This is a genomic window from Streptomyces mangrovi (assembly GCF_900114215.1).
Taxonomy (GTDB): Bacteria; Actinomycetota; Actinomycetes; order Streptomycetales; family Streptomycetaceae; genus Streptomyces; species Streptomyces barkulensis.
This window is the reverse complement of the sequence record NZ_FOSG01000011.1, coordinates 121,732-144,329: the sequence shown is the minus strand read 5'-3', so window position 1 is coordinate 144,329 and position 22,598 is coordinate 121,732. Positions and strand designations below refer to the sequence as shown.

The 22,598-nt window shown below is 73.8% G+C and carries 16 protein-coding genes; 7 read left to right on the top strand and 9 right to left on the bottom strand.

Going from position 1 to position 22,598, the window contains the following annotated elements:
- Positions 1 to 15: 15 nt before the first annotated feature.
- Positions 16 to 687, bottom strand: coding sequence for a response regulator (locus tag BM237_RS17165; RefSeq protein WP_093850555.1), 672 nt, complete (start codon positions 685 to 687; stop codon positions 16 to 18).
- A gap of 164 nt (positions 688 to 851) precedes the next feature.
- Between BM237_RS17165 and BM237_RS17160 the strand changes: the two genes are divergently transcribed.
- The gene (locus BM237_RS17160) at positions 852 to 1,178 is read left to right on the top strand and encodes an SCO4225 family membrane protein (RefSeq protein WP_093850554.1); all 327 of its coding nucleotides are present in this window, start codon (positions 852 to 854) and stop codon (positions 1,176 to 1,178) included.
- Positions 1,179 to 1,248: 70 nt separating this feature from the next.
- Here the strand turns inward: BM237_RS17160 and BM237_RS17155 are convergent, their stop codons facing one another.
- Together BM237_RS17155 and BM237_RS17150 are read right to left on the bottom strand one after the other, a co-directional pair.
- The gene (locus BM237_RS17155; protein WP_093850553.1) at positions 1,249 to 2,292 is read right to left on the bottom strand and encodes a S66 family peptidase; all 1,044 of its coding nucleotides are present in this window, start codon (positions 2,290 to 2,292) and stop codon (positions 1,249 to 1,251) included.
- Positions 2,293 to 2,411: 119 nt separating this feature from the next.
- Positions 2,412 to 4,487 carry a sensor histidine kinase gene (locus BM237_RS17150; protein ID WP_093850552.1) on the bottom strand — a complete coding sequence of 692 codons (2,076 nt, stop codon included), beginning with the start codon at positions 4,485 to 4,487 and terminating at the stop codon, positions 2,412 to 2,414.
- Positions 4,488 to 4,593: 106 nt separating this feature from the next.
- Between BM237_RS17150 and BM237_RS17145 the strand changes: the two genes are divergently transcribed.
- Positions 4,594 to 7,557: a SpoIIE family protein phosphatase gene (locus BM237_RS17145; RefSeq protein WP_245793684.1), complete on the top strand. Its 2,964-nt coding sequence runs from the start codon at positions 4,594 to 4,596 to the stop codon at positions 7,555 to 7,557.
- A gap of 53 nt (positions 7,558 to 7,610) precedes the next feature.
- Here BM237_RS17145 and BM237_RS17140 read toward each other — a convergent pair whose 3' ends face one another.
- The gene (locus tag BM237_RS17140) at positions 7,611 to 8,441 is read right to left on the bottom strand and encodes an NAD-dependent epimerase/dehydratase family protein (protein WP_093850551.1); all 831 of its coding nucleotides are present in this window, start codon (positions 8,439 to 8,441) and stop codon (positions 7,611 to 7,613) included.
- A 292-nt stretch (positions 8,442 to 8,733) separates the two neighbouring features.
- Here BM237_RS17140 and BM237_RS17135 point away from each other — a divergent pair, with 292 nt between their 5' ends.
- The 4 genes from BM237_RS17135 to BM237_RS17120 all read left to right on the top strand — a co-directional run bounded on the left by BM237_RS17135 (position 8,734) and on the right by BM237_RS17120 (position 13,316).
- Positions 8,734 to 9,660 carry a 5-dehydro-4-deoxyglucarate dehydratase gene (locus BM237_RS17135; RefSeq protein ID WP_093850550.1) on the top strand — a complete coding sequence of 309 codons (927 nt, stop codon included), beginning with the start codon at positions 8,734 to 8,736 and terminating at the stop codon, positions 9,658 to 9,660.
- Positions 9,661 to 9,889: 229 nt separating this feature from the next.
- Positions 9,890 to 11,452: a sodium:solute symporter family protein gene (locus BM237_RS17130; RefSeq protein ID WP_093850549.1), complete on the top strand. Its 1,563-nt coding sequence runs from the start codon at positions 9,890 to 9,892 to the stop codon at positions 11,450 to 11,452.
- Between the two features lie 153 nt (positions 11,453 to 11,605).
- Positions 11,606 to 12,499 carry a slipin family protein gene (locus BM237_RS17125; RefSeq protein ID WP_093850548.1) on the top strand — a complete coding sequence of 298 codons (894 nt, stop codon included), beginning with the start codon at positions 11,606 to 11,608 and terminating at the stop codon, positions 12,497 to 12,499.
- A 385-nt stretch (positions 12,500 to 12,884) separates the two neighbouring features.
- Positions 12,885 to 13,316 carry a subtilase-type protease inhibitor gene (locus BM237_RS17120; RefSeq protein ID WP_093850547.1) on the top strand — a complete coding sequence of 144 codons (432 nt, stop codon included), beginning with the start codon at positions 12,885 to 12,887 and terminating at the stop codon, positions 13,314 to 13,316.
- 141 nt (positions 13,317 to 13,457) lie between these two features.
- On the opposite strand, the gene BM237_RS17115 is transcribed toward BM237_RS17120, so the two are convergent.
- From BM237_RS17115 to BM237_RS17100, 4 genes are all read right to left on the bottom strand, one after another.
- Positions 13,458 to 14,195, bottom strand: coding sequence for a peptidoglycan recognition protein family protein (locus BM237_RS17115; RefSeq protein ID WP_093850546.1), 738 nt, complete (start codon positions 14,193 to 14,195; stop codon positions 13,458 to 13,460).
- 179 nt (positions 14,196 to 14,374) lie between these two features.
- A complete protein-coding gene (locus BM237_RS30340) occupies positions 14,375 to 17,356 on the bottom strand; it encodes a tetratricopeptide repeat protein (RefSeq protein WP_093850545.1) in 2,982 nt (993 codons plus the stop codon).
- Positions 17,356 to 19,218 (bottom strand): HSP90 family protein, encoded by a 1,863-nt coding sequence (locus tag BM237_RS17105; RefSeq protein ID WP_093850544.1) that lies wholly within the window; start codon positions 19,216 to 19,218, stop codon positions 17,356 to 17,358. Before BM237_RS17105 ends, BM237_RS30340 begins: the two co-directional genes overlap by 1 nt.
- Positions 19,219 to 19,285: 67 nt before the next feature.
- On the bottom strand, positions 19,286 to 20,305 hold the full coding sequence (locus tag BM237_RS17100) for a hypothetical protein (protein WP_245793683.1): 1,020 nt from the start codon (positions 20,303 to 20,305) through the stop codon (positions 19,286 to 19,288).
- A gap of 308 nt (positions 20,306 to 20,613) precedes the next feature.
- Here BM237_RS17100 and BM237_RS17095 point away from each other — a divergent pair, with 308 nt between their 5' ends.
- Positions 20,614 to 20,808 carry an antitoxin gene (locus tag BM237_RS17095; RefSeq protein WP_093850543.1) on the top strand — a complete coding sequence of 65 codons (195 nt, stop codon included), beginning with the start codon at positions 20,614 to 20,616 and terminating at the stop codon, positions 20,806 to 20,808.
- A gap of 142 nt (positions 20,809 to 20,950) precedes the next feature.
- On the opposite strand, the gene BM237_RS17090 is transcribed toward BM237_RS17095, so the two are convergent.
- Positions 20,951 to 22,588, bottom strand: a complete 1,638-nt coding sequence (locus BM237_RS17090) for an ABC transporter permease (protein WP_139238123.1) — start codon at positions 22,586 to 22,588, stop codon at positions 20,951 to 20,953.
- Positions 22,589 to 22,598: the final 10 nt, after the last annotated feature.

Genomic DNA, 22,598 nt, shown 5'->3' with positions numbered 1-22,598 from the left:
GGAGCGGACCCGCGTCTACCGCGTGGAGGTGGTGCGTGGCCTGATCAGCCCGGTGTCGTACGCCAGGATGGTCGCCTGGACCCGGTCGCGCAGCCCCAACTTGCCGAACAGCGCGTTCACATGGGTCTTGACCGTTCCCGTGGAGACTCCCAGACGCTCGCCGATCTCGGCGTTGGTCAGCCCCGAGGCGACCAGGAGCAGCACCTCCCGCTCGCGGGGCGTGAGCCGCTCCAGTGCCCCGCCGGCCCCGGGACGGACCGGCGCGCCCTGCGCGAAGGCGGCGATGAGCCGGCCGGTCACCGCCGGCGCCAGGATGCCGTCGCCGGAGGCGACGACACGGACGGCGGCCAGGAGGTCGTCGGCCCGGGCGTCCTTGAGCAGGAATCCGGATGCCCCGGCGCACAGGGCCTCGAAGACGTAGGAGTCCAGGTCGAAGGTGGTGAGCACCAGGACACGGGCCCCGCTCGGGCCGCCGGCGATCAGCCGGGTGGCCGTCAGCCCGTCCATGCCGGGCATCCGGATGTCCATCAGCACCACGTCGGGGCCGAGTTCCGCGGCCAGCTCCACGGCCGTGGCGCCGTCGCCCGCCTCACCGACCACCGACAGGTCCGGTTCGGCGTCGACGATCGCGGCGAAGCCCGCGCGGACGACGGCCTGGTCGTCGACGACCAGCACACGAACAGCGATGGGTCCACCTCCTGGCCCGGGCCGGCGGGTGCTCCGTCCGCCCGGGTGTCATCGTCCCACGCGTCCGGGCCCGTCCGCCCCGATCCGCCCCTGCGGGCGGGATAGCCTGGACGGCGCCCCGCCGGGCCACCGCGCCGGGGACGGACACGGGGAGCGGGGGCCGTATGGACGGCGTACGACACCGGCGGCGTGTGCGGCGCGTCGTCTCGGCCGTGGCCGGGACGTGGGCGGCACGCGCCTATCTCGCGCTGTGCGGCGCCCTACTGGTGTGGGTATCGGCGGACGCCTTCCTGGTGAGCCATGAGGACGCCTCCATGGCGGGGGTCGTACCCCTGCTGGCCACCGCGCCGCTGAGCATGCTGTTTCTCCTGGCCCCCTGGGAGGGGATCGCCGCCTATGTGTCGGTCGTCGTCGTGAGCGCCCTGGCGAACGCCGCCCTGGTCAACTGGTGCGTCCTCGCGCTGGGGCGGAGCGCCGGCGCCGCCCGGTGACCCGGCGTCCCGCCCGCCCGGGGCCGGCTCCCCGGTGGGCGGAGGAACCGGCTCAGTAGGTGACCGTGATTCAGTAGGTGACCGTGATACGGCGCGCGGGACCGTCCACCCTGATCCGTCCTCCGACGGGGATGACGAGCTGAGGGTCGGTGTGGCCGAGGTCGACGTCGAACACCACCATGGCGTCGGGGGCGTACTGCCCGAGGGCCCGCAGGACGGCCTCCCGCTGGTCCCGGCGGAACCGTGCCTTCTCCGGGGCGGTGAACCGGTTCTCGAACGACCAGCTCCTCGCCCGGCCCATCAGCAGCGCCGGGAACTGCCGGAGCAGACCGCGTTCGCCCATGTTGCGCAGGATCCGGTAGACCTGTTCGGCGCGTGGCATCTCCTCGGACGTCTCGAGGAAGAGCACGCCGCCGGCGTAGGAGTCGACCGGAAGGATCTCGCGGTCGGCCATCAGCAGCCAGGAGACGATCTCCAGTTCGCCGCCCCAGCCGGTCCCCTCGACCACCCGGTCGCCGTTGTGCCAGGACCAGCCGTCGGCGGGTTCCATCTCCGGTTCGGAGTCGAAGGTGCGCGGGTCGTCCCAGGGGCGGCTGACGTCCCCGTAGGCGTCCGCCGCGGTGAGTTCGTACTCGCCGGAGGTGAACAGCGCCGCCCTGAGCGAGTCGGCGGTCAGCGGGTGCATCGCGCCGGGGCGTCCGAGCTCGACCATCACCGTGCTGCCGTGGTATCCGACGATGCCCAGGTTCCGCAGGAGGAGCAGCAGGTTGGTGTTGTCGCTGTAGCCGAAGAAGGGCTTGGGGTTGGCGCGGAGGAGATCGCGGTCGAGGTGGGGCAGGACGGTGATCTGATCGTCGCCGCCGATGCTGGCGAACACCGCCTTGATGCGGGGGTCGGCGAAGGCCGCGTGGATGTCCGCGGCCCGCTCCTCGGGCGTCGATCCCGTCTTCCTGGAGGCCGGGTACTCCACCGCCTTCAACCCGAACTCCTCCCGCAGTCTGCGCAGCCCCAGCTCGTACGGCACGGGGAAGACGCCGGGCAGACCGGACGAGGGGGACAGCACCGCGACCATGTCACCGGGCCGGGGCTTCGCCGGGTGGAGGGGGTCCGTCATCCTCCGATCATAGAAGTCGGCGGACCCGCCGTCGCAGTGAATATCGCGGGGCCCGTCCCGAACGGCTCGCCCCTCCCCCCTCTTCGACCCCGCGGTCCCCGGTCGGGGCGCTCAGGCACTCACCCGGTGCCCGCCGCGGCCGGCGGCGGCACGGGAACGTCATCCCCGGGCACGGCCTCTCCGGGCACGGCCTTCGCGGCCGGTGCACCGACGGGCCGACCGCCGGGCTCGTGGAGGGTGGCGAGCAGCTCGCGCATGGCGGCCAGCGCCGCCCGGGCCTCGGCCGCCACGTCCTCCAGCCGCCCCTCCTCGGCGCTGCGCACCACCCGGCCCGCCCGTTCCAGAACGGTCCCGCGCAGCCCTTCGGCGACGTGCCGCCGCTGGGCGCGCACCGCCTTCGCCGCCTGCCGAACCGCCTCCTGGAGCGCCTCCCGCTCACGTGCGGCGGTACGGGCGCCGCGGGCACGCGCGGCGGCGCCCGCCCGCCACACGGCCGCGAGGGCCGGCACCAGGGCGGCGGTGAGCGGCACGGTGACCGGCAGATGCGCCATCGGTCCGGTGAACCGGTCCGGCAGCAGCCCCGCGGCGATGGCACTGGTGCCCACCGCCGCGCCCAGGACCAACCCCGTCGCGGGGACGGCCCACCGGGCGCCGCGCCCGTACCGGCCGCGGGCCGCCACGGAGTACAGCGCGGCGGCCTCCACCCCGGCGCCCACCCACAGCAGCGGCACCGCCTTCGGGGGCAGCGCCCCGGACAGGGCCGCCGCCGGCCACAGCGACGCGGTGGCCAGGGCGGCCGCCAGTGCCGCCAGGGGCGCGCGCCGCCGCCACAGCAGCGGCAGTGCGTGGACCGCCGTCAGCAGCAGGTACAGCGCGTCGGCCGCCGGCCCGTGGGGCGTGGAGCCGACCGTCCGGGTCGTCAGTGCGGGGACCAGTGGGTTGAGGACGGCGAACAGGGCGAGGAGCACCTGGGCCACCCGCCGCCGGCCCGGCCGGGGCATACGCGCGGACCTGCGCAGTCCTCGCCCGTCTGCCGGGGACTCCGCGGGCGTGGAGCCGTCGGCGGGCAGTTCGGCCCGCACCCGCCAGCCGCCGCCGGGGCGTGGCCCCGCGGTCAGACGCCCGCCGGCCGCCGCCGCGCGCTCCCGCATCCCGGCCAGGCCGCGCCCGGCCCCCAGACCGCGTACGGCGCCGGATGTGTGGGGCGCCCCGCCGGCCGGCGGGGCGTCGTTGTCGACGGTCACCTCCAGCAGGCCGCCGTGGTGCTCGACGACGACCCGTACGGCCGCGCCGGGCGCGTGGCGCAGTGTGTTCGTCAGGGCCTCCCGCACGATGGAGAAGACGGTCCCGCCCGGCCTCCCCGGCAGGTCAGCCCGGAGGTCGGTCTCCACCGGACCGCCCAACCCGCCCACCCCGGCGGCGAGTTCGGCGATGCGGCCGTTCCAGGTGTGTGGCTCTCCCTCCGCCCCGGTGCGCATCACCGCCACCAGTTCGCGCAGTGTGGACACGGTCTCGCGGCCGTCGCGCGCCGCGGCCTCCAGCGCCTCGGCGGCCAGTCCGGGCCTGGAGCCGCCGAGTCTGCGCGCGGCCTCGGCCGTGACCACGACCGAGGTCAGGTGGTGGGCGCCGACGTCGTGGAGTTCGCGGGCCAGCCGGTGGCGTTCCTCGTCGGCGGCCCTGTCGCGCTCCGCCTCGGCCCTGGCCAGTCGCGCGGCGGCGGCGTGCCGGGCGGCCAGCCGGCGGCGCCTGCCCAGGCCGGTCCCGGTGCCGATCACGTGCGGCACGGCGGCCAGGACGAGGCCGGCGGCGGCGCCCCGGCTCCCGCCGTACAGCACGGTGCCCCACAGCAGTTGCCAGCACAGCTGGGCCGCGCCGGCGATCACGACGGTGGCGGCCTCGCACCGCACCGCCACCGTGTGCAGGGCGAGGGCCACCCCGGCGCTGCCGAACACGTCCAGCGCGCCGGGGAACGAGGCGGCCGGCCCGAGGACCGCCACGGCGGTGACACCCGCCAGCGCGCCCACCGGCGCACGCCGGCGCAGGCCGAGGACGGCGGCGGCCAGGCACACCGCCAGCAGGCCTGCGCCCGCCTGCGCCAGTTCCGGGGCGCCGGGACGCAGCGCGTCGAGGGGCCACCACGCGATCTGCGCGGCGGCGAGGGCGGCGGGGGGCGGCCAGTGCCGTGGTGCCTGCATGTTCCCGGGAACATAGCGGTGCGCCCCGGCCCGTCCCGCGGGTCCCCCGCCGCCCCGCGCACACCGACATGAACTTTAGGGCTTTTTGTCCTATTATTTCGTTCTGGTGACTTCTTTCCCGATCCTCGCGAGGGACGGCCGCCGCGGTGTGCGGCCGTCCACCCCCGAGGTGCGTGCGGAGATCCTCGCCTCCTGGCAGCGATCACGTCTGCTCGGCGTCGACCGGGAGAACCCCTCGCTACCCGTCGAGAGCGATCTGGACCCGGACTCCCGGCTGGTCAGGGCCGCCATGCCGGTACTGCGGCGGCTGTACGAGCGGTTCTCCGGGATGCCCGTCACCGTGGTGCTGACCGATCCGCGGGCCAACATCGTCGACCGGCTCGGGGAGACCGGGGGGCTGGAGCTGATGGACGCCGCCTCCCTCGTCCCGGGCGCCAACGTCGACGAGCGGTTCATGGGAACCAGCAGCGTCAGCATGGTGCTGAGCACCCGGGCCCCGTTCGTGGTCGTCGGGCACGAGCACTTCCTGCACAGCCTCAAGACGCTGACCTGCATGGCCGCCCCGGTGCGCGACCCGGTGGGCGGCACCGTGCAGGGCGCGGTGAACCTCTCCGTCCCCATGGAGCTGGCCAGGCCCGGGATGACGCTGATGCTCCAGAACGCCACCGACCGCATCGGCGAGCGGCTGCTGGAGATGGGATCGGCCCGGGAACGCGGTCTGATGGAGTCGTTCCTGCGGGCCAGGCGGCGCGGCGAGCACGCCGAGATCGATCTCGCCTCGGGGACGCCGGCCCGGCGCGGCGGGGCGGCGCCCCGGCTGGCCCCGCGAGAGGAGCTGGCGCTGCTGGAGACCGCCACCGAGTTGATCTCCTCCAGCAGCGAGACGTTCGCCGAGGTGCCGCTGACGGGCGGGCGGGTGGCGACGCTGCGGCGCAAACTCCTGCACCACGGCGACGCGGAGGGCGCCGCCGTCGAGATCAGTTTCCGGGAGGCCCGCTCCACCGTCACCGCGCCGGGAGCGCCCGCGGCCGCGGCGGGCGGTCCAAACGGCCGGAGGGTGCCACTGCTGCGTCCGCCCTCCCCCGCCGGGCGGCCCGCGGACACTCGGGAGGAGACCGGCGTACCGGGCGGTGCACGGGAGGAGCCGGAAGGGCCGCGGGAGGCGGAACGGGGGCATCGGCCCGGCGGGACGGAGGGCGGCGGCCCCGACGCGTGGCTGCTGATGGTGGGCGAGCCGGGGGTCGGCCGCCTGGCCGTCGAGGCCCGCCGGCGGCTGTCGCTGCTGAACGAGGCGGGCACCCGGATCGGCACCACACTGGACGTCCGGCGCACGGCGGAGGAACTGGCGGAGATCACCGTTCCGAGGTTCGCCGACGTCGTCGTGGTGGACCTGGCCGAGGACGTCCTGGCCGGCGAGGAGCCCCCGCCGGGAACCCCCGGTGCAGCGCCGGCGCTGCACCGGGTGGCCGTACGGGGCGGTGGGCGGGCGGAGGGCGCGCCGGGCGACGGCGCGGACGCCCCGGTCGGCTACGCGCCCGGCACTCCGCAGGCCCGGTGCCTGGACGCCGGTCGGCCCGTCGCGGACTCGGTGCGGACCGAGATCCTCACGGCCCCCTCCCTGGGCGGCGCCCACCCCGGCGAACTGCTGCGCGGGCTGCTCGGCGAGGGCGAGCACTCGTATCTGGCCGCGCCGCTGCGCGCCAGGGGCGCCGTCCTGGGCCTTGCCGGTTTCTACCGGCGCGGCAGGGCGCGCCCCTACGAGGAGGACGACCTGGCCCTGGCGGGCGAGTTGGCGGCCCGCACCACGATCAGCGTGGACAACGCCCGCCGCTTCAGCCGGGAGCGTGACGCCGCCCTGACCCTGCAGCGCAGTCTGCTGCCGCGTGACACGCCCCGGCTGGCCGCCGTCGATCTCGCCCACCGCTATCTGCCGGCCGACGCCAGGAGCGGGGTGGGCGGCGACTGGTTCGACGCGATCGGGCTGTCCGGGATGCGTTCGGCGCTGGTCGTCGGCGATGTGGCGGGCCACGGGCTGGAGGCGGCGGCCACCATGGGCCGGCTGCGCACGGCGGTGCGCACCCTGGCCGATCTGGACCTGCCGCCGGAGGAGGTGCTGGCACACCTGGACGATCTGGTCGGCCGCGCGCCCGACGACCCGGCCACGGCCGCGACCTGCCTGTACGCGGTGTACGACCCGGTGACCTGCCGCTGCACGGCCGCCCGGGCCGGGCATCCGCCGCCCGTCGTCGTGCTTCCCGGCGGCGAATCACGGACGCTGGACCTGCCGGCCGGCCCGCCGCTGGGACTCGGCGGGCTCCAGCCCTACGAGCCCGCCACCGTGGAACTGCCCGCGGGCAGCCTGCTGGCGCTGTACACCGACGGCCTGCTCAAGGAGGGCCGCGGCTACGGCGACACCGAAGCGCGCACGGGGCTGCTCACCTCAGCGCTGCGCGGTACGGAGCCGCCGCCGGAACCGTCTCTGGAGCGGATCTGCGACCGGGTCACCGGCACCCTGCTGCCCGGCGGCCCGCACGACGGGGCTCGGGACGGCCCCCGGGACGACGTGGCCCTGCTGCTCGCCCGTGTGCACGCGCTGCCCGCCGACCGGGTGGCGTCCTGGGAGCTGCCCTCCGATCCGTCGGTGGTGTCCGATGCCAGGGCGCTGGCCCGGCGGCAACTGGACGAGTGGGGCCTGCCGGAACTGGAGTACGGCACCGGCCTGGTGGTGAGCGAGCTGGTAACCAACGCCGTGCGGTACGGCGGTGGGGGGCCTGTGCGGCTGCGGCTGCTGCGCGGGACGTCCCTGCTCTGCGAGGTCTCCGACCGCAGCAACTCCTCTCCTCGCATCCGGCGTGCCGGAGTGACCGAGGAGGGCGGGCGCGGCCTGTTCCTGGTGGCGCAGTTCACCAGGAACTGGGGGGTGCGCTACATGCCGCGGGGCAAGACGGTGTGGGCCGAGCAGGTGCCGCACCCCGAGGGCTCCGGCTCCGGGCGCTCCGGCCGGGAGGAGCCCGCCCTGGAGGAGGCGGACGAGCAGGCGCTGCTGGCCATGTTCGACGATCTCGGCTGAGAAGGCCCGGTGCCCGCCGAAGCGACGGATCACCGGACCGGCTGGGCGGCTGGTCAGTGCGGCCAGATCGGCGGTTCGGTGGTGAAGTGGCCGCCCAGGCGGGCATGTTCCGGCCTGTCCGGGTCGAGTTCGCCCTGTTCGGCGATGAGCTCGGCCGCGTACGGCTCGGAGTCGTCCTGCGGCTCGTACCCCAGGGCCCGGGCCGAGGAGAGGTCCCACCACAGCCGGGTGTTGGCGGAGGAGCCGTGGACGACGGTGTGCCCGACGCCCTCGGCGGTCAGGGCGGCGTGCAGCAGCCGGGCCCCGTCTGCGGGGCTCATCCAGACCGAGAGCATCCGCACCGTCGTGGGCTCGGGGAAGCAGGAGCCGATGCGGATGGAGACGGTCTCGATGCCGTGCCGGTCCCAGTAGAGCTGGGCCAGGTCCTCGCCGAAGCACTTCGACAGACCGTAGAAGGTGTCGGGGCGGCGCGGGGTGTCCACCCCGATCAGCGGATCGCCCTCACGCGGACGGGGGGTGTAGCCGACGGCGTGGTTGGAGGAGGCGAAGACGACACGTCCCACGCCCTCCTCGCGGACCGCCTCGTAGAGGTTGTAGGTGCCCTCGATGTTCGCCCGCACGATCTTCTCGAAGGGGGCCTCCAGGGAGATCCCGGCGAGATGGACGACGGCGTCCACGCCCCGCACGGCCTCGCGCAGCGCCGCCCGGTCCGCGAGGTCGGCGGTGATCGTCTCCTCGGCCCGCTCCCCCGCTCCGGGGAGCGGCTCGACGGGAGCGACGTCGAGGAGCCGGAGGGTGTAGCCGTAGGAGGGGAGCAGTCCCCGCATCAGGGTGCCGAGGCCGCCCGCGGCACCGGTGAGCAGGACGGTTCTGGGGGCGGGCATGGGCTGTCTCCTCGGTGCGGTGGGGAGGCCGGCGCGCACCCGCCGAGCGGGCTCGACGAAGGAGCGATTCACCGAACATCATTCACAACTGTGGAGACGGTAGGAGTTCGCCTCGACGGCGTCAAGCATAGGGGAAAGCGCTTTCCCGTGTCTCCGGCCGGGCAGCGCTCCCACAGCAGCCGGCCGTCTTGACCGTGACGAGCCCCCGCCCTACCGTAACGGTGTTCATGAATATGGACAGCGGTCGTGAATATGCACAGTATCCACCGCCCCGCGACACCCAGGGAGTGCCGTGACCACACCTCCTCTCGCCACCCGGCTCGACGGCCTGCTCTTCTTCCCCGTCACCGCGTACGGACCGGACGGCACCCTCGACACCGATGTGTTCCGGGCACATGTACGCGGCGGCATCGACGCCGGCGCCGCCGCCGTCTTCGCCTGCTGCGGCACCGGCGAGTTCCACGCCCTGACCCCCGAGGAGTACGGTGCATGCGTCTTCGCGGCGGTGACGGAGGCGGCGGGGCGGGTACCGGTGGTCGCGGGCACCGGCTACGGAACCGCCCTCGCCGTGCGGTACGCCCGCGCCGCGGAGGAGGCGGGCGCCGACGGACTTCTGGCCATGCCCCCCTACCTGGTCGTACCCGGCCAGGAGGGGCTGCGGGCCCACTACACCGCCCTCGCGGACGCGACCGGGCTGGACGTCATCGTCTACCAGCGGGACAACGCCGTCCTCGCACCGGCCACGGTGGCCGAACTCGCCCGCCATCCCCGGATCGCGGGCCTGAAGGACGGCGTCGGCGACCTCGATCTGATGCAGCGGATCGTCAGTGCGGTGCGCACCGCGGAGCCCGGCCGCGAGTTCCTGTATTTCAACGGGCTGCCCACCGCCGAACTCACCTGCCCCGCCTACCGGGGCATCGGGGTCGGTCTCTACTCCTCCGCCGCCTTCTGCTTCGCACCGGAGATCGCCGTCGCCTTCCACCGCGCCTTCAACGGGGGCGACGACGCCACCGTGCGCCGGCTGATCGATGACTTCTACCGCCCCCTGGTGGAGCTGCGGAACAAGGGGCGCGGCTACGCGGTCTCGCTGGTCAAGGCCGGGGTGCGCCTGCGCGGTCTGGATGTGGGCGGGGTGCGGCCGCCGCTGAGCGAGCCGGACGGCGCGCACATCGAGGAACTGTCCGCCCTGATGGAGCACGGGCGGGCCCTGCTGGTCTGAGCCGGGCGCGGAGGCCCGCACAGGGCCTCCGCGCGGACATCCCCGACGGAGGGCAGAGCCACAGCAGTATCCACATCCATGAACATCGACCCAGGCGCTCGATCGACTCCAATCCTCTTGCAGCTCCAACTGTTCACACGTATTGACGCTCCATGAGGGCGCTTCTACTGTGACGGCACATATTCATAGAGTTGACAGTAGTTCACATCTATGAACAAAAGGAGCCGTCATGGCCGCACTGGACTGGACCGTGCTGGGCGCGTACTTCCTCGTGATGGTGGGCATCGGCCTGTGGTCGAGGAAACGTATCCACACCATCGCCGACTTCTTCACGGCCCGCGGCCGCATCCCGTGGTGGCTCTCCGGGATATCGCACCACATGTCCGGCTACAGCGCGATCATGTTCGTGACCTTCGCCGCGGTCGCGTACGACCACGGCGTCACCGTCTACTTCTGGTGGCCCCTCACCATCGGACTGGGCATCGGCATCGGTGCCTTCCTCTTCGCCGCGCGCTGGAACCGGCTGCGCGCCAGACACGGCGTCAACTCGCCGCTCGCCTACTTGGCCGTCCGCTACGACCTGCCCACCCAGCAGGTCCTCGCCTACAGCGGAACCGCGCTCAAGGTGGTGGACATCGCCGCGAAGTGGGTCGCCATCGCCCTGCTGCTCCAGGGGTTCGCGGACATTCCGCTGGTGTGGGGCATAGCCCTGACCGGCGCCTGCACCATGCTCTACATGGCGTTCGGCGGCCTGTGGGCCGACGTCCTCACCGACTTCGGCCAGTTCGTCATCCAGGCCGTCGCCGGATTCGCGATGCTCTTCGCCCTCTTCGCCCACCTCGACGGGGTGGCCACGCTCTGGACGATGTGGGACGACCTCCCGGCCGGCCGCGGCGACCCGGTCAACGGCCCCGTCACCACCGGGCTGATCATGGCGTTCCTGCTGGTGAAGACCTTCGAGTACAACGGCGGCATGTGGAACCTGGCGCAGCGCTACATGGCCGCGCCCTCCGGCTCCCGGGCCAGGAGATCGGCACTGCTCTCCAGCTTCCTGTGGATCGTGTGGCCGTTCATCCTCTTCGTCCCGATGATCGCCGCCCCTCTCGTTGTCCCCGGTCTGGACGACGGCGAGAAGTCGTACATCATGCTCGCCCAGGAGCTGCTGCCCGCCGGGCTCATCGGACTGCTCCTGGCCGGCTTCTTCTCCCACACCATGGCCATGGTGGCCTCCGACTCCAACGTCATCACCGCCGTCATCACCCGCGACCTCGCCCCGCTGGTCGTCCCTCGCGTACGGCGTCTGACGGAGGCCGGGCAGTTGCTGTTCGCGCGGGTCACCACGGTCGCCTTCGTCACGTTCAGCATGGTTCTCGCCCTCCTCGCCGACCCGGACGGCTTCATCATGACGGTCGTGGTGAGCATCGTCGCCGCCACCATGGGACCGATCTCCATTCCACTGATGCTGGGCCTGCTGCCCTGGTTCCGGCGCCACGGACCGCGCGCGGCGCTGGTCTCCTGGGCGGGCGGCCTGGCGGTCTGGGCGTATCTCTACTGGGGGGTGGAGGACGCCGGGCAGACCGCGAACGTCGGACTGCCGGTCCTCACCTCGCTGACGCTGTACGTCGTCGTCGGGCTGGTGCGGCCCGAGGGCAGCACGGCGCGCGACGCACTGCTCGACTCCCTCGACAGCGACCCGTCGGAGGCCGAACGGGCCGAGGTGGAGCGGAGGTTCGTCGACCACCCGCCCTCCTTTGACGGCGACGCCGTGTCGGGCACGGTCTCCACTCGCTGAACGGGGACCACGCCCCAGGGGCGGCCACCCGCACAGCACGGTCCCCGGCGCCCCGGAGACGGGACTCCCGCCGACCTTTATGCGGAGTTATCGTAAATATCAGACAAATTAGACGGGGGAAACAGCCCAACCCACGGACAGTAGGTGTCTGCGATGCTCCAGGGACTCGCGGCGGCGGGGATCGTGCTGCTCTGCGTCTGCGCCGTCTACGTCGCGCTGGCGGCCCGGGTGGTCAAACAGTACGAACGCGGAGTGGTCTTCCGGCTCGGGCGGGTCATGAAGGACGCACGCCAGCCGGGCTTCACCATGATCGTTCCGTTCGTCGACCGGATGCGCAAGGTCAATCTGCAGATAGTGACCCTGCCGGTGCCCGCACAGGAGGGCATCAGCAGGGACAACGTGACCGTTCGGGTCGACGCCGTCGTGTACTTCAAGGTCGTCGACCCCGTCGACGCGATCGTCCGGGTGGAGGACTACCGCTTCGCGGTCTCCCAGATGGCTCAGACCTCGCTGCGCTCCATCATCGGCAAGAGCGATCTGGACGATCTGCTGTCCAACCGGGAGAAACTGAACCAGGGCCTGGAGCTGATGATCGACAGCCCCGCCGTCGGCTGGGGCGTCCACGTCGACCGGGTCGAGATCAAGGACGTCTCCCTGCCGGAGACGATGAAGCGGTCGATGGCCCGCCAGGCGGAGGCCGCCCGCGACCGGCGGGCCCGCGTCATCAACGCCGACGCGGAGTTCCAGGCCTCGAAGAAGCTGGCGGAGGCCGCGCAGCAGATGGCCGACACGCCGTCCGCGCTGCAGTTGCGGCTGCTGCAGACGGTGGTGGCGGTCGCGGCCGAGAAGAACTCCACCCTGGTCCTGCCCTTCCCCGTCGAACTGCTGCGGTTCCTGGAGAGGGCTCAGCAGACTCCCCAGCCGGGTGCGGCGCCCTCCGCGCAGGCCGCGCCCCCGCAGGTCCCGTCCGCGCAGGTCCCGTACGCGGCGGCCTCCTCCGCACGGACGCCGGCCGACTCCGGGAGCGACGGGCAGCGGGCCGGATGAGGATGAGGCATGCGCCCGGCGGCCCCGGCCGCTCCCGGAGCGCCGGGCGCCTCACCCCCCCGGACGGGTCCGAGGAGGGCGCACCCGGCACTGTCGGCCAAAGACAGCAACGCCGCCTTCCGGTCGTGGTGAGGCGTCCGGACGGGGCGGCCCACTCGCCGAACCGCAGGTCACGGTCACCCCACCGGAGCCCGGCTCTCCTTTGTTCGCATGCCGGACACACTTCCGCGGGAGATTGGAAGGCTCCCGGCCGTCCCGGAGCCACTTTGAGCGACCGCGACGTCGCCGAAGGTGACCGGAAGTGATCCATCCGATGTGCGTTCACCCCTCGCCCCAGCAAGACTCCTGTTCGGAATCCGATGAACCGAACCGAGGAGTGTTCGAAATGCGGTACGCCATCAAGGCCCTGGGCGTGAGCACCGCTCTGGCCGTCACCTGCCTTGCGGGCTCGGCCGCCACCGCGGCCGCCTCGCCCGCGCAGCCCGAAGGGCTGTACGCGCCCTCGGCCCTGGTGCTCACCGTCGGCAAGGGAGAGGACCCGGCGACGGCCACCGTGCTGCGGGCCGCCACGCTGAGCTGCTCGCCGGCGCCGGGCGGCACCCACCCGGCGCCGGCCGAGGCGTGCGGCGAGCTGCGTTCCGCGGACGGCGAGTTCGCCTCGCTGGTCGAGCCCGGAGACCAGATGTGCCCGATGGTCTGGGATCCGGTCACCGTGACCGCCGACGGGGTCTGGGAGGGCCGCAGGGTCTCGTACGCGCACACCTTCTCCAACGCCTGCGCCATGGCGGACGCCGCCCCCGCGCTCTTCTCCTTCTGAGCCGGCAGGCGGCCCCGCCCGGATTCCCGGCCCAGACCCCGGCCCGGAGTCCTGCCGCGTGCCCGGAAACGCCGCGGGGCCGCCGCCGTACGTACGGCGGCGGCCTCGCGGCGGTGGACAAAACCGGCGGTGCCCGGGCCGTCAGGGGCCGAGGGCGCGCAGACGGGTGGCCTCCTCCCGGATCTTTGGCAGCCTGTCGTACAGCGCCTGGCCGGGGCAGTCGGTCTGGTGGCTGTCGCGGTGGCCCGCGATGACGTCGAACGTCGCCGCCTCGCCCTCGTCGTAGCGGCTCTCGTCGTTCGTCGAGACCAGCCGCACCCGGCCCTGCGGGTCCGCTCCGGGCCGCAGCTTCCACGCCGCGACCTCGGCGATCGCGTCGATCACCGCACGCGGCACCTCCTGCCCCGCGCCGAAGGTGCCCAGCGCCGCCACACCGACGCTGTTGCGGTTGAAGCCCTTGGTGTGCGCGCCGTACACCGGGCGTCCGATGCCGCCGCCCCGCCCCTCGTAGATGGTCCCGCACTTGTCCACGACGAAGTTGTAGCCGATGTCGTCCCACCCCTGACCCTCGACGTGGTCCGTCTCCAGCCCCCGCAGCATCTCCGGGACGTCCGAGCAGTCGTAGCCGTTGGGGTGGCCGGTGTGGTGAACGAAGACGGCACTCACCGGGCCCGTATAGCTGGCCTCCTCCCTGACCAGGCTCTCGTCGGCGCGCCAGGCCTTCCGGCTGACGACCGCGGGCCGTGGTGCGGTGTAGGCGGTGGCGGGGCCGGCGGTCTCCGGCACCGGGGGATCGAGGAGATGGGCGGGAACGTCCCGCGCCACCAGCAGCGCCAGCGGCAGAAGGGCGGCGCCCAGCACGAGTCGTGGGTACCACATGCCCCCACCCTGCCCCCGCTCACCGCGGATCTCGCGGCCAAAGGGGCCGGTCGGGTGACGGAAGACGGCCGCCCGGGAAGGCGTTTGCGCAGTTCAGGAGGGGTAACGTGGGCTTCCGGCCGGGACGGCGCCGTGCCGTCCCGGCCGGAAGCCGCTCGGCGGATCGGTTGCTCGACCGCTCAGCGGGAGGCCATGTCCTCGCGCAGTGCGGTGAGGATCCTGACCGCCTCCTCCAGGCCCGCCCCGGCGCAGCGGCGGACCGCCGCGTCCAGGCGGGCCACCGCCCCCTTCGGCCGTTCCAGCCCGTTGCCCTCGATCAGGGCGGCCAGCCGTGCCGTCTCCGCCCGGCCCGCCTCCCCGTCCGGGCCGCCCTCCGCCAGGCGCGAGTCGGCCCGGTCCGCCTCGGCCAGCGCCTCCTCGAAGCGCTCGGCGCGGGCCAGGCAGCGGGCGCGGCACAGGTGGTTGTGGCCGGCGTGGTACCAGTGGGGGAACTCCTCCGGATCCTCGGGGACCTCGGCCAGCAGTTCGTCGGCGGTGACCAGGTGGCCGAGCGCCGCCTGAAGGTCCTCTTCCTCGCCGCGCGTGGCGAGGTCGGCGAACTCCCGGAGCATCTCCAGGACCGGTACCGGGCTGGGCGCCCGGCGATGGGAGTCCAGAGCGCGTTCGCGCGCGGCCCCGGCCGCCTGGGGGCGGCCGGCCCGGGCCAGCGCCGCGGCCGCCTGGGAGGCGACCATGGTGTGGGTGAACTGCTCCTCCCACCCGGCCACCGTGTCGGCCAGGCTCAGGAACTCCTCGGCCGCCGCGCGGTGCTCCTCCAGCTCCGTCAGGCCCCGGGCGAGGGTGAGGCGGATCTGGGCCAGCAGCCGCTCGTCGAGCGGGCCGCCGGATTCCGCGCCGCGCTCGCGGACCACGGACTCCAGCACGGCGACGGCGTCCTCCGGCTGCCCGGAGGCGGCCAGGGCGTCGGCGAGTTCCAGACGGCACTCGGCCGCGCCGTTGTGGTCCCCCTCCCTCTCCATCCGGGCGGCGGCCTCGGACAGGTGGCGGACGGCTCCGGAGAGCTCACCGGCGTGCCGGCAGGCGTGGCCGAGCATCGCGTGGACGGCCGTGACCGGGAAGGAGCGGTCGTCGTACCGCGCGGCCCGGGCCATGGCCTGCCGGAACACCTCGGCCGCCTCCCCGGGCCGGCCGGTGCGCATCAGGATCTGGCCCAGCAGCAGCATGCCGCGGGTCGCCCGCCACGGGGTGCCCGCCTCCTCCAGGATCTCCTGGGAGCGCCGCTGCCGTTCGACGGCCTCCTCGATGCGCCCGGTACGGGCGGCGATGTCGGCTTCGTAGAGGTGGGCGGCGGCCACCTGGTGGGGGATCTCCCAGCGTTCGGCCGCCACGCGCAGCGCCGCGACCGCCTCCTGGAAGCGCGCCGCGGTCTCCGGGCCGGCGTCCGGCAGCGCGTCGATCATCTCGGTGTGCGCGGCGAAGGCCCGGCAGTGGAGCACGACGAGGTACTTGTCCGGCCGGAAGTCCGCCTCCGGCTCCCGGTCCCCGCCGGGGAGCATCCGTTCGGCGAGCTCCAGCAGGGGCTCCAGCTCCCGCCGTACCGCGAGGTGGCCGGCGGGCTCGCCGACGGACTCGTCGGCCACCTCGCCACCGGCCCCTTCACCGTGCCCCTTCCCGGCCCCGGGCCGGCAGGCCACGCGGGCCCGGGCGGCCAGCTCGTGCCAGGGCAGGCCGGCCCGGGCGTAGAGTTCGGCCGCCTCGGCCATCGCGGCCCGGCCGTTCCCGTCCCCCTCGTCCTCGGCGAACGCGCGCTGCTCGGCCAGCTCGGCCAGGAGCAGGTCCCGGTGGCCGAGCGCGGGATCGTGGACGTATCCATCGGCGGCCACGCGCTCGGCGACGCGTTCCCACAGCGGTGTGTCACCGGGGTGCCCCTGGTCGGCCAGCCGCCGTGCCTCGGCGACCAGTTCGGCGAAGTCCTCGGGGACGGCCACCCGGTGTGCGGTGGCGGGAGCGGGGACGGGCTCCGTGGCGGCCCCGGCGTTCCTCGGTCCGGTCAGCGGGGTGACGCGCAGCCCCAGCGCGAGCGGCTCGTCCAGCACGGGGCGCCGCTCCAGGCGCTCGCGGCGGCGCTCGCCGACCGCCGCCGTGCCGTTGCGCCGGTCGAACGCGGCGGCCAGTTCGTCCGCCTCGGCCCCGATCTCCTCGTTCAGCGTCCGCGCCGTCCACTGCCGCCCGGGCGGCCCGGCGACGGGTGTGTCGGCATACCCCTGCTCCACGAGACGGGCGAGCAGCACCTGGACGCCGGTGAGGAAGGCCAGTCGCGCCTTGGGAGCGCCGGTGACTTCGAAGAGTCCGCGGTTCTCGGCGAGGATCTCCAGTCCGCGGCCCTCGTTGCGGGTCAGGGCGCAGAACTCCAGGTGGAGACCGATCTCCTCGGCCATGCCCGTCTTGCCGCGGGCGTAGCGGTACCCGGCCAGATGGTGCGAGCGGGCCTCGTCCACGCGGCCGGTGCGCAGCAGCGGGAGCAGCGCGAAGGCGTGGCTGACGTACGGCTCCTCCTGGCAGCTCACGGCCCCGGCGAACAGCGGCGCCCAGATCCGCAGGGCCTTCTCGTCCTCCCCGAGAACGACATGGTGCAGCGCCCGGTGGCGTATCTCGCACGCCTCGCAGTCGCTCAGTCTCTCCCGGGGACGGGTCACCCACAGGTCGTAGGCGGACTCCAGGCCGCTGCCGGTGTGCAGCGCGACGCGGTGGGCCATCGCCGCCACCGGCTGCATGCCGTGGCCGGCCTCGCGGTAGCGTTCGCGCATCCGGCCGATCCACTGCTCGACGGTGGCCAGCGGTACGTCCGGCACCTCCAGCAGCGAGGTCGTCACCCACTTGAAGCGCCAGTAGACCTGGTGGCCCTCCCACTCGTTGAAGGCTTCGCGGTCCTCGTCCCACAGTTGGAGCAGCCGGGCGAAGACCACCGGCGACTTGCGGTGCTCGCCGGTGTACTCGTAGGCCTCCATCAGTTCCAGCAGCGCGGTGACCAGGAGTCCCTTGTCCTCGAACTGCCCGGCTGCTTCGACCAGTTCCTCGGCCCTCACCGTTCTGGGCAGGCTGTAGGGGCGTTCGTCGTTCTCCCGCAGCGCGTCGAGCACGGCCTCCGGGGTCTCCAGCATCACGGCTCCTTCCGGGAGGCCGGGCCGCCGGGGGTGTCGGCCCGGTCATGCATGGCGTGGTCGAGCAGGCCGAGGAAGGCCCGGTTGAGCAGCGCGCTCTCGGCGGCGCGCAGCGGACGGCGGCTGAGCAGCAGCGCCTGCCCGTACAGTGCCTCCGCCGTGGCGGTGGCCAGCCCGCGTTCGGTGATCGTCGCCGCGCGGCGGACCAGCGGGTTGAGGTGGTTGAGGACCAGTTGGGCGCGGGGGGCCTCGGTGCGCAGGGAGCCGAGGATGTCGGCCCACAGTCCGTCGCCGGTGCCGGCCAGTTCGGAGCGGGTGCGCTCGTGCCGGGCCTCCCGGTTGTCCAGCAGGAGGGCGGGGGCGGTCACCGGCTGGAAGCTGCGCAGCACCACGTCGCAGTCGTGGACGCCGATCACCTCGCGGGCCACGGCCAGGAAGGAGGCCGCGGCCAGTTCGGCGGCGGGCTCCACCGCGTCCAGGTGCGCGGTGACGGTGGCCGGGTCCAGGTCGCCGACGGTGGTGCCGGGGCGTATCTCCGGCAGCCGGTGCACCAGGTCCCGGTCGTAGGTGTAGCCGCCGTTGACGACTCCGAGGCCGGCCGCCGCGGCGATCGGCGCGACCTGCCGGAACTCCTCCACGCTCCGGGTGACCAGGATCGTGGGGTGGCTGCGCGCGAACTCGTCCAGGGTGACGTTGCCGTCGGTCGTCTCGAAGGGCAGCCACGGCAGCAGCATCCGCAGCAGCGCGTCGTCGTGGCGGGCCAGCGCCTTGACGGCCAGGTGGTGGGTCTCGATGAAGCGGTGCAGGAGGGTGGGGTCTCCCGCGGCCAGGCCGGTGAGCCAGTCGCGCAGCCGGTCGCCGAGCGCCTCGCGTACGGCGTCGAGCGTCTCGTCCTCGTACAGCGCCTCGCGGGAGGCGGTGGGCCGCAGGCCGGTGGTGTCCACCACGCAGCGCACGAAGAACGCCCAGTCGGGCAGCAGCTCGGACGCCCGGTCCGACAGGAGCATGCCCTTGAGGTGCACCCGGTGGCCGGCTCGCTGGGAGGGGCTGACGGCGGTCGGCAGGACGTGGGCGACACCGCGCAGCCCGACGACGGGCAGGTCCAGTTCGACGGTGTCCAGCGGGGTGAAGCCGAAGGTGGAGCGGCAGTGCTCGGCCAGCGCCTCGCGGCGGGCCCGCGGGGAGGCGTGGCGCTCCTCCCACGGCGGGGTCCGGTCGATCCGGGTGGCCGTGCCGCGGGCGTCGGTCACGGTGACCTCGTGCCGCAGCAGGCCTCCGTAGTGCCGGGCCAGCTCCAGGACCCGGTCGGGGCGCGTCCACTCGGTGCCGTCCGCGCGGGGGGTGAGCCGCACCGTGGTGCCCGGCTCCGGCCTGGTGTGCGCAGGCAGGGTGCGGATGGTGTAGCTGCCGTCGGCGCGTCCGCGCCATTCGACGACCGGCGCGTCGGGGGTGGCCGCCGAGCGGCTGACCACGGTGATCTCGTCGGCCACCACGAAGCAGGCGAGCAGTCCGATGCCGAACTGGCCGATGAACTCCGAGCGGGCCGAGGCGATGGCCGTTCCGTCGAGACCTCCGTCGGCGGAGCGCTTGGAGCTGCGGCCGATCGTCGCGAGGAAGGTGTGGACGTCCTTCTCGGACAGGCCGACGCCGGTGTCCGTGACGGTGAGCGTCTCACCGGTCTCCACGGTGATCCGGGCGGGGGCGTCCGGGGACAGGGCCCGGCGGGCGGTGATGGCGTCCACCGCGTTCTGCAGCAGCTCGCGCAGGTAGACGCGGGGACTGGAGTAGAGGTGGTGGGAGAGCAGGTCGACCAGGCCGCGCAGATCGACCTGGAAGGTGTGGGACGTCTGATGCTGGGACACCGGGTGGGCTTTCTTCCGTGGGTGGCGGGAGGGGCCGACGAGTCGGCGGGACGGTGGGCCGACGCGGTCAGCGGCCGGCGCGCGAGCGCCACTTGCGGAACGCCGCGACCGGATCGCCGGAGTCGAGGTACTGCCAGGGGAACTCGGTGACCCGTCCCTCCAGCGGTGCGAAGGCGGCGGCCGCCGCCTCCCGTTCGCCGGCCAGCGAGAGGGCCATGGCGAAGGTGTTGTGCACGCCGATCCAGTCGTACGGACGTCCGAAGGCCGGGTCCCCGATGGACCGGTGGGCGGCCTCCAGCAGCCGGGCGCGTACGTCGGGGCGGCCGATGTACTCCGCGTCCTCCCCCGGCTCCAGGTCCAGCCAGTGCTCCAGGTGGGCGATGGCCACCAGTTCGCCCAGCGGGCTGCCCTCGGGGGCCGAGAGCATCGACTCGCGCGCGAACTCGTGCATCTCCTCGTGCGAGCCGCCCCACTTGGCGCACACCTGCTGCAGGTGCTGCCGGTGCGCGCCCGGGTGCCCGGGACAGCGCCGCACCGCCGCCTCGAAGCGGAGCCGGGCGATCTGGGGTCCGACCTGGAGGCCGCGGCCGCAGACCTGGAGCATGAACCAGGGGGCGACCCACTCCGGCTCACGCTCGGCCACCCGGTACAGCAGGTCCTCGGCGACCTCCAGCCGCTGGTGGAAGACCCGGAACTGCTCGCGGGAGACCTGGGAGGCCTGTGCGGAGGTGCGGGCCTCCCAGGCCCAGTCGATGTGGTGCGCGCCGGCCATGAGCAGGGCCAGGGTCCCGTCCGGCTCGCGGTCCATGACACGGCCCATCAGCTCGCCTGTGCCCGGCGCCTTGGAGGCGTGCCACACCAGCCGGCACAGCTCCTCCCCGTCGGTCACGGCCGCCAGCCGCTCGCGCACGGCGGGCCAGTCCCCCGCCCCGACCGCCTCCCGCAGCCGGGCCAGCTCCGGATCGCCGAAGTCGGTGACCAGACGCGCCGCCGGTCTGCGCTTCCACAGCCCGAACGGGAACACCGGCCGGCGCCGCCCGCCCGCCGGCTGCTCCTCGACCGCGGAGTGCCGACTGATGGTCGTCATGTGCATCCCCCCGTGAAGGCCCCGCCGGGGGCCTCTGAATGATCGTCTGGAGAACGAATATCATGCGGCACCGACAATGCTTCGGCCAGGGGTTTCCCGCCGGTTACCAACTGTGACCGACCGTGACCGGCGACGGCGGCCGGTCCGCTCAGCGGGCCGGCCGCTCCTGCCCGGCCCCGCCTGCCGCCTGCCGCCTGCCGCCTGCCGCCTGCCGGGGAACACCACCGAGGAACGACATGTTTCCACCATTTGCCAGCGGTTAGGCGATACAGGACAAGACGGTACGACACCACCGCGAGGAGGCCGTTATGGGCAAGCTGGGCGACATGGCGAACAAGGCCAAGAAGATGGCCAAGCGCCACCCCGACCAGGCGGACAAGGGCGTCGACCGCGCCGACCGGACCATCGACGAGCGCACCGGCGGCAAGTACGACGCCCAGACGGACAAGGCCGCCGAGTCCGTGCGCCGCTCCTACGGCAACGACGAGGACCAGCTGCGGTAGGGCGAGCCGAGGCAGGGCTCTCGTACGGGCGGCGGGGCCGTCGGCGTCTGAAAGCGCCGGCGGCCCCGTTTCCTTTCCGGTCCGCAGAGGTCCCTCCGGAGGGCTGAGGGCCGGCGGGCCGGGTCCGCCGTACCGCCGCACCTCAGTCCCCGGTGACGTCCCGGCGTTCGAAGGCCGCGACGCCCGCCGTCACGGCCAGCAGCCCGAGGCCGGTCATGACCGCCGCGGGCAGGGGTTCGAACGGCTCGACGGGCACGGTGGCCAGGTGGTGGAACGGCGACAGGTCCAGCACTCCCCCCGGCCAGTCCAGCGCCGTCCCGATCGTCTCCACCAGGTAGGCGGCGACCGCGACGGTCACCGGCAGACCGACGGTGAGCCGGGGCGCGGTGCCGTAGACCAGCACGGCCAGGCCGGTCAGGAGCACCACCACGGGCAGGGTGTTCAGCACCGACCCGAACGCGCCGGCCGCCTCCACCTCGGCCCCGCCGGCCACCGCGCCGGCCCACACGGCCAGTGCCGCGACGGCCGCGAGCAGCAGGGACGCGGCCAGGGCGAGCAGGATGTGTCCGCCCAGCCAGCGGTAGCGGGAGACCGGCCTGGTGAGGGTGGACTCCAGCCGTCCGGCGGCCTCCTCGGCACGCGCCGCGCCGATCCGCCAGCAGGCGTGGAGACAGAGCAGCAAACCGAACAGCAGACCCATGGTGCCCAGGTACCCCTCGGTGACCCGCTGCAGGTCCCACCCGAGCCGCTGGAGCATCTCCCGGTAGGACGCCTGCTCGGCCACGAAGTCGGTGACCGCCTTGGCCACCGATCCGGTCACCAGGGCGTAGAGGGTGATGCCGGTCAGCCAGCCGGCCAGCATGCCCTGCGTCCCGCGCCAGGCGAACGCCGCCGGGCCGCCCAGCAGCCCGAGCCGGGCGCGGCGGCTGTCGGAGCCGGCGACCAGGGCGCCGCCGGTGTCGCGCAGCGCGCGCAGCCGCACGGCGACGGCGCCCAGGAGCACCGGCGCGGCCAGCAGCAGGAGCAGGGCCGCCCACCGGGGGTCGCGGTAGGCGTGGAGTTCGTCCAGCCAGCCGAACGGGGTGAGCCAGCGCAGCCAGCCGCGGGAGTCGCTGCTGTTGGCGGCCATTCTGAGCAGGAAGGACGCGCCGAGCACCGCGGCCGCGGTGCCGGTGGCCCGGCGGCGCACCTCGAAGACCTGCGCGGTGACGGCGCACACCCCGGCGAACGTGGCCGCGAAACCCGCGACGCCCAGTCCGAACAGCACCGAGCCCGCCGCGACGGCGCCCGACAGCGTCAGCGCCGTCGCGATCGCGGCGCCGATCACGGCGATCGCGGCGGCGACGACCAGCAGGTGTGCCAGCAGGGCGCGGCCCGCCCGCACCGGCGCCGCCAGTACGGACTCGGCCCGGCCTGTCTCCTCCTCTCCCCGCAGCAGCCGTCCGGTGGTCAGCAGCGCCCAGATCCCGGCGATCGCGGCCAGGATCCAGCCGGCGTCCCAGGCGGCGAAGCCGCCGGGGGTGTCGACGGCGTGCGGGATGCCCTGGAGCATCCGCACGGCCGGGTTGTCCTGGAAGGTGGAGATGGTGCGGCGCGACGCGGCGTCGGGGTAGGCGGCGAGGTAGGTGAGGACCTCGACGACCGCGTAGACGGCGGTCGACAGGGCCAGCACCAGAGTGCCGCGGCGGATCAGCCGGGCCGTCAGCCGGGCGATCGCCGCCTCCGTGCGGTGCCGCCGCGCCGGGCGGGCGGCCCGGGGTGCGGATGCGGCCCTGGCCATCGTCATCGCC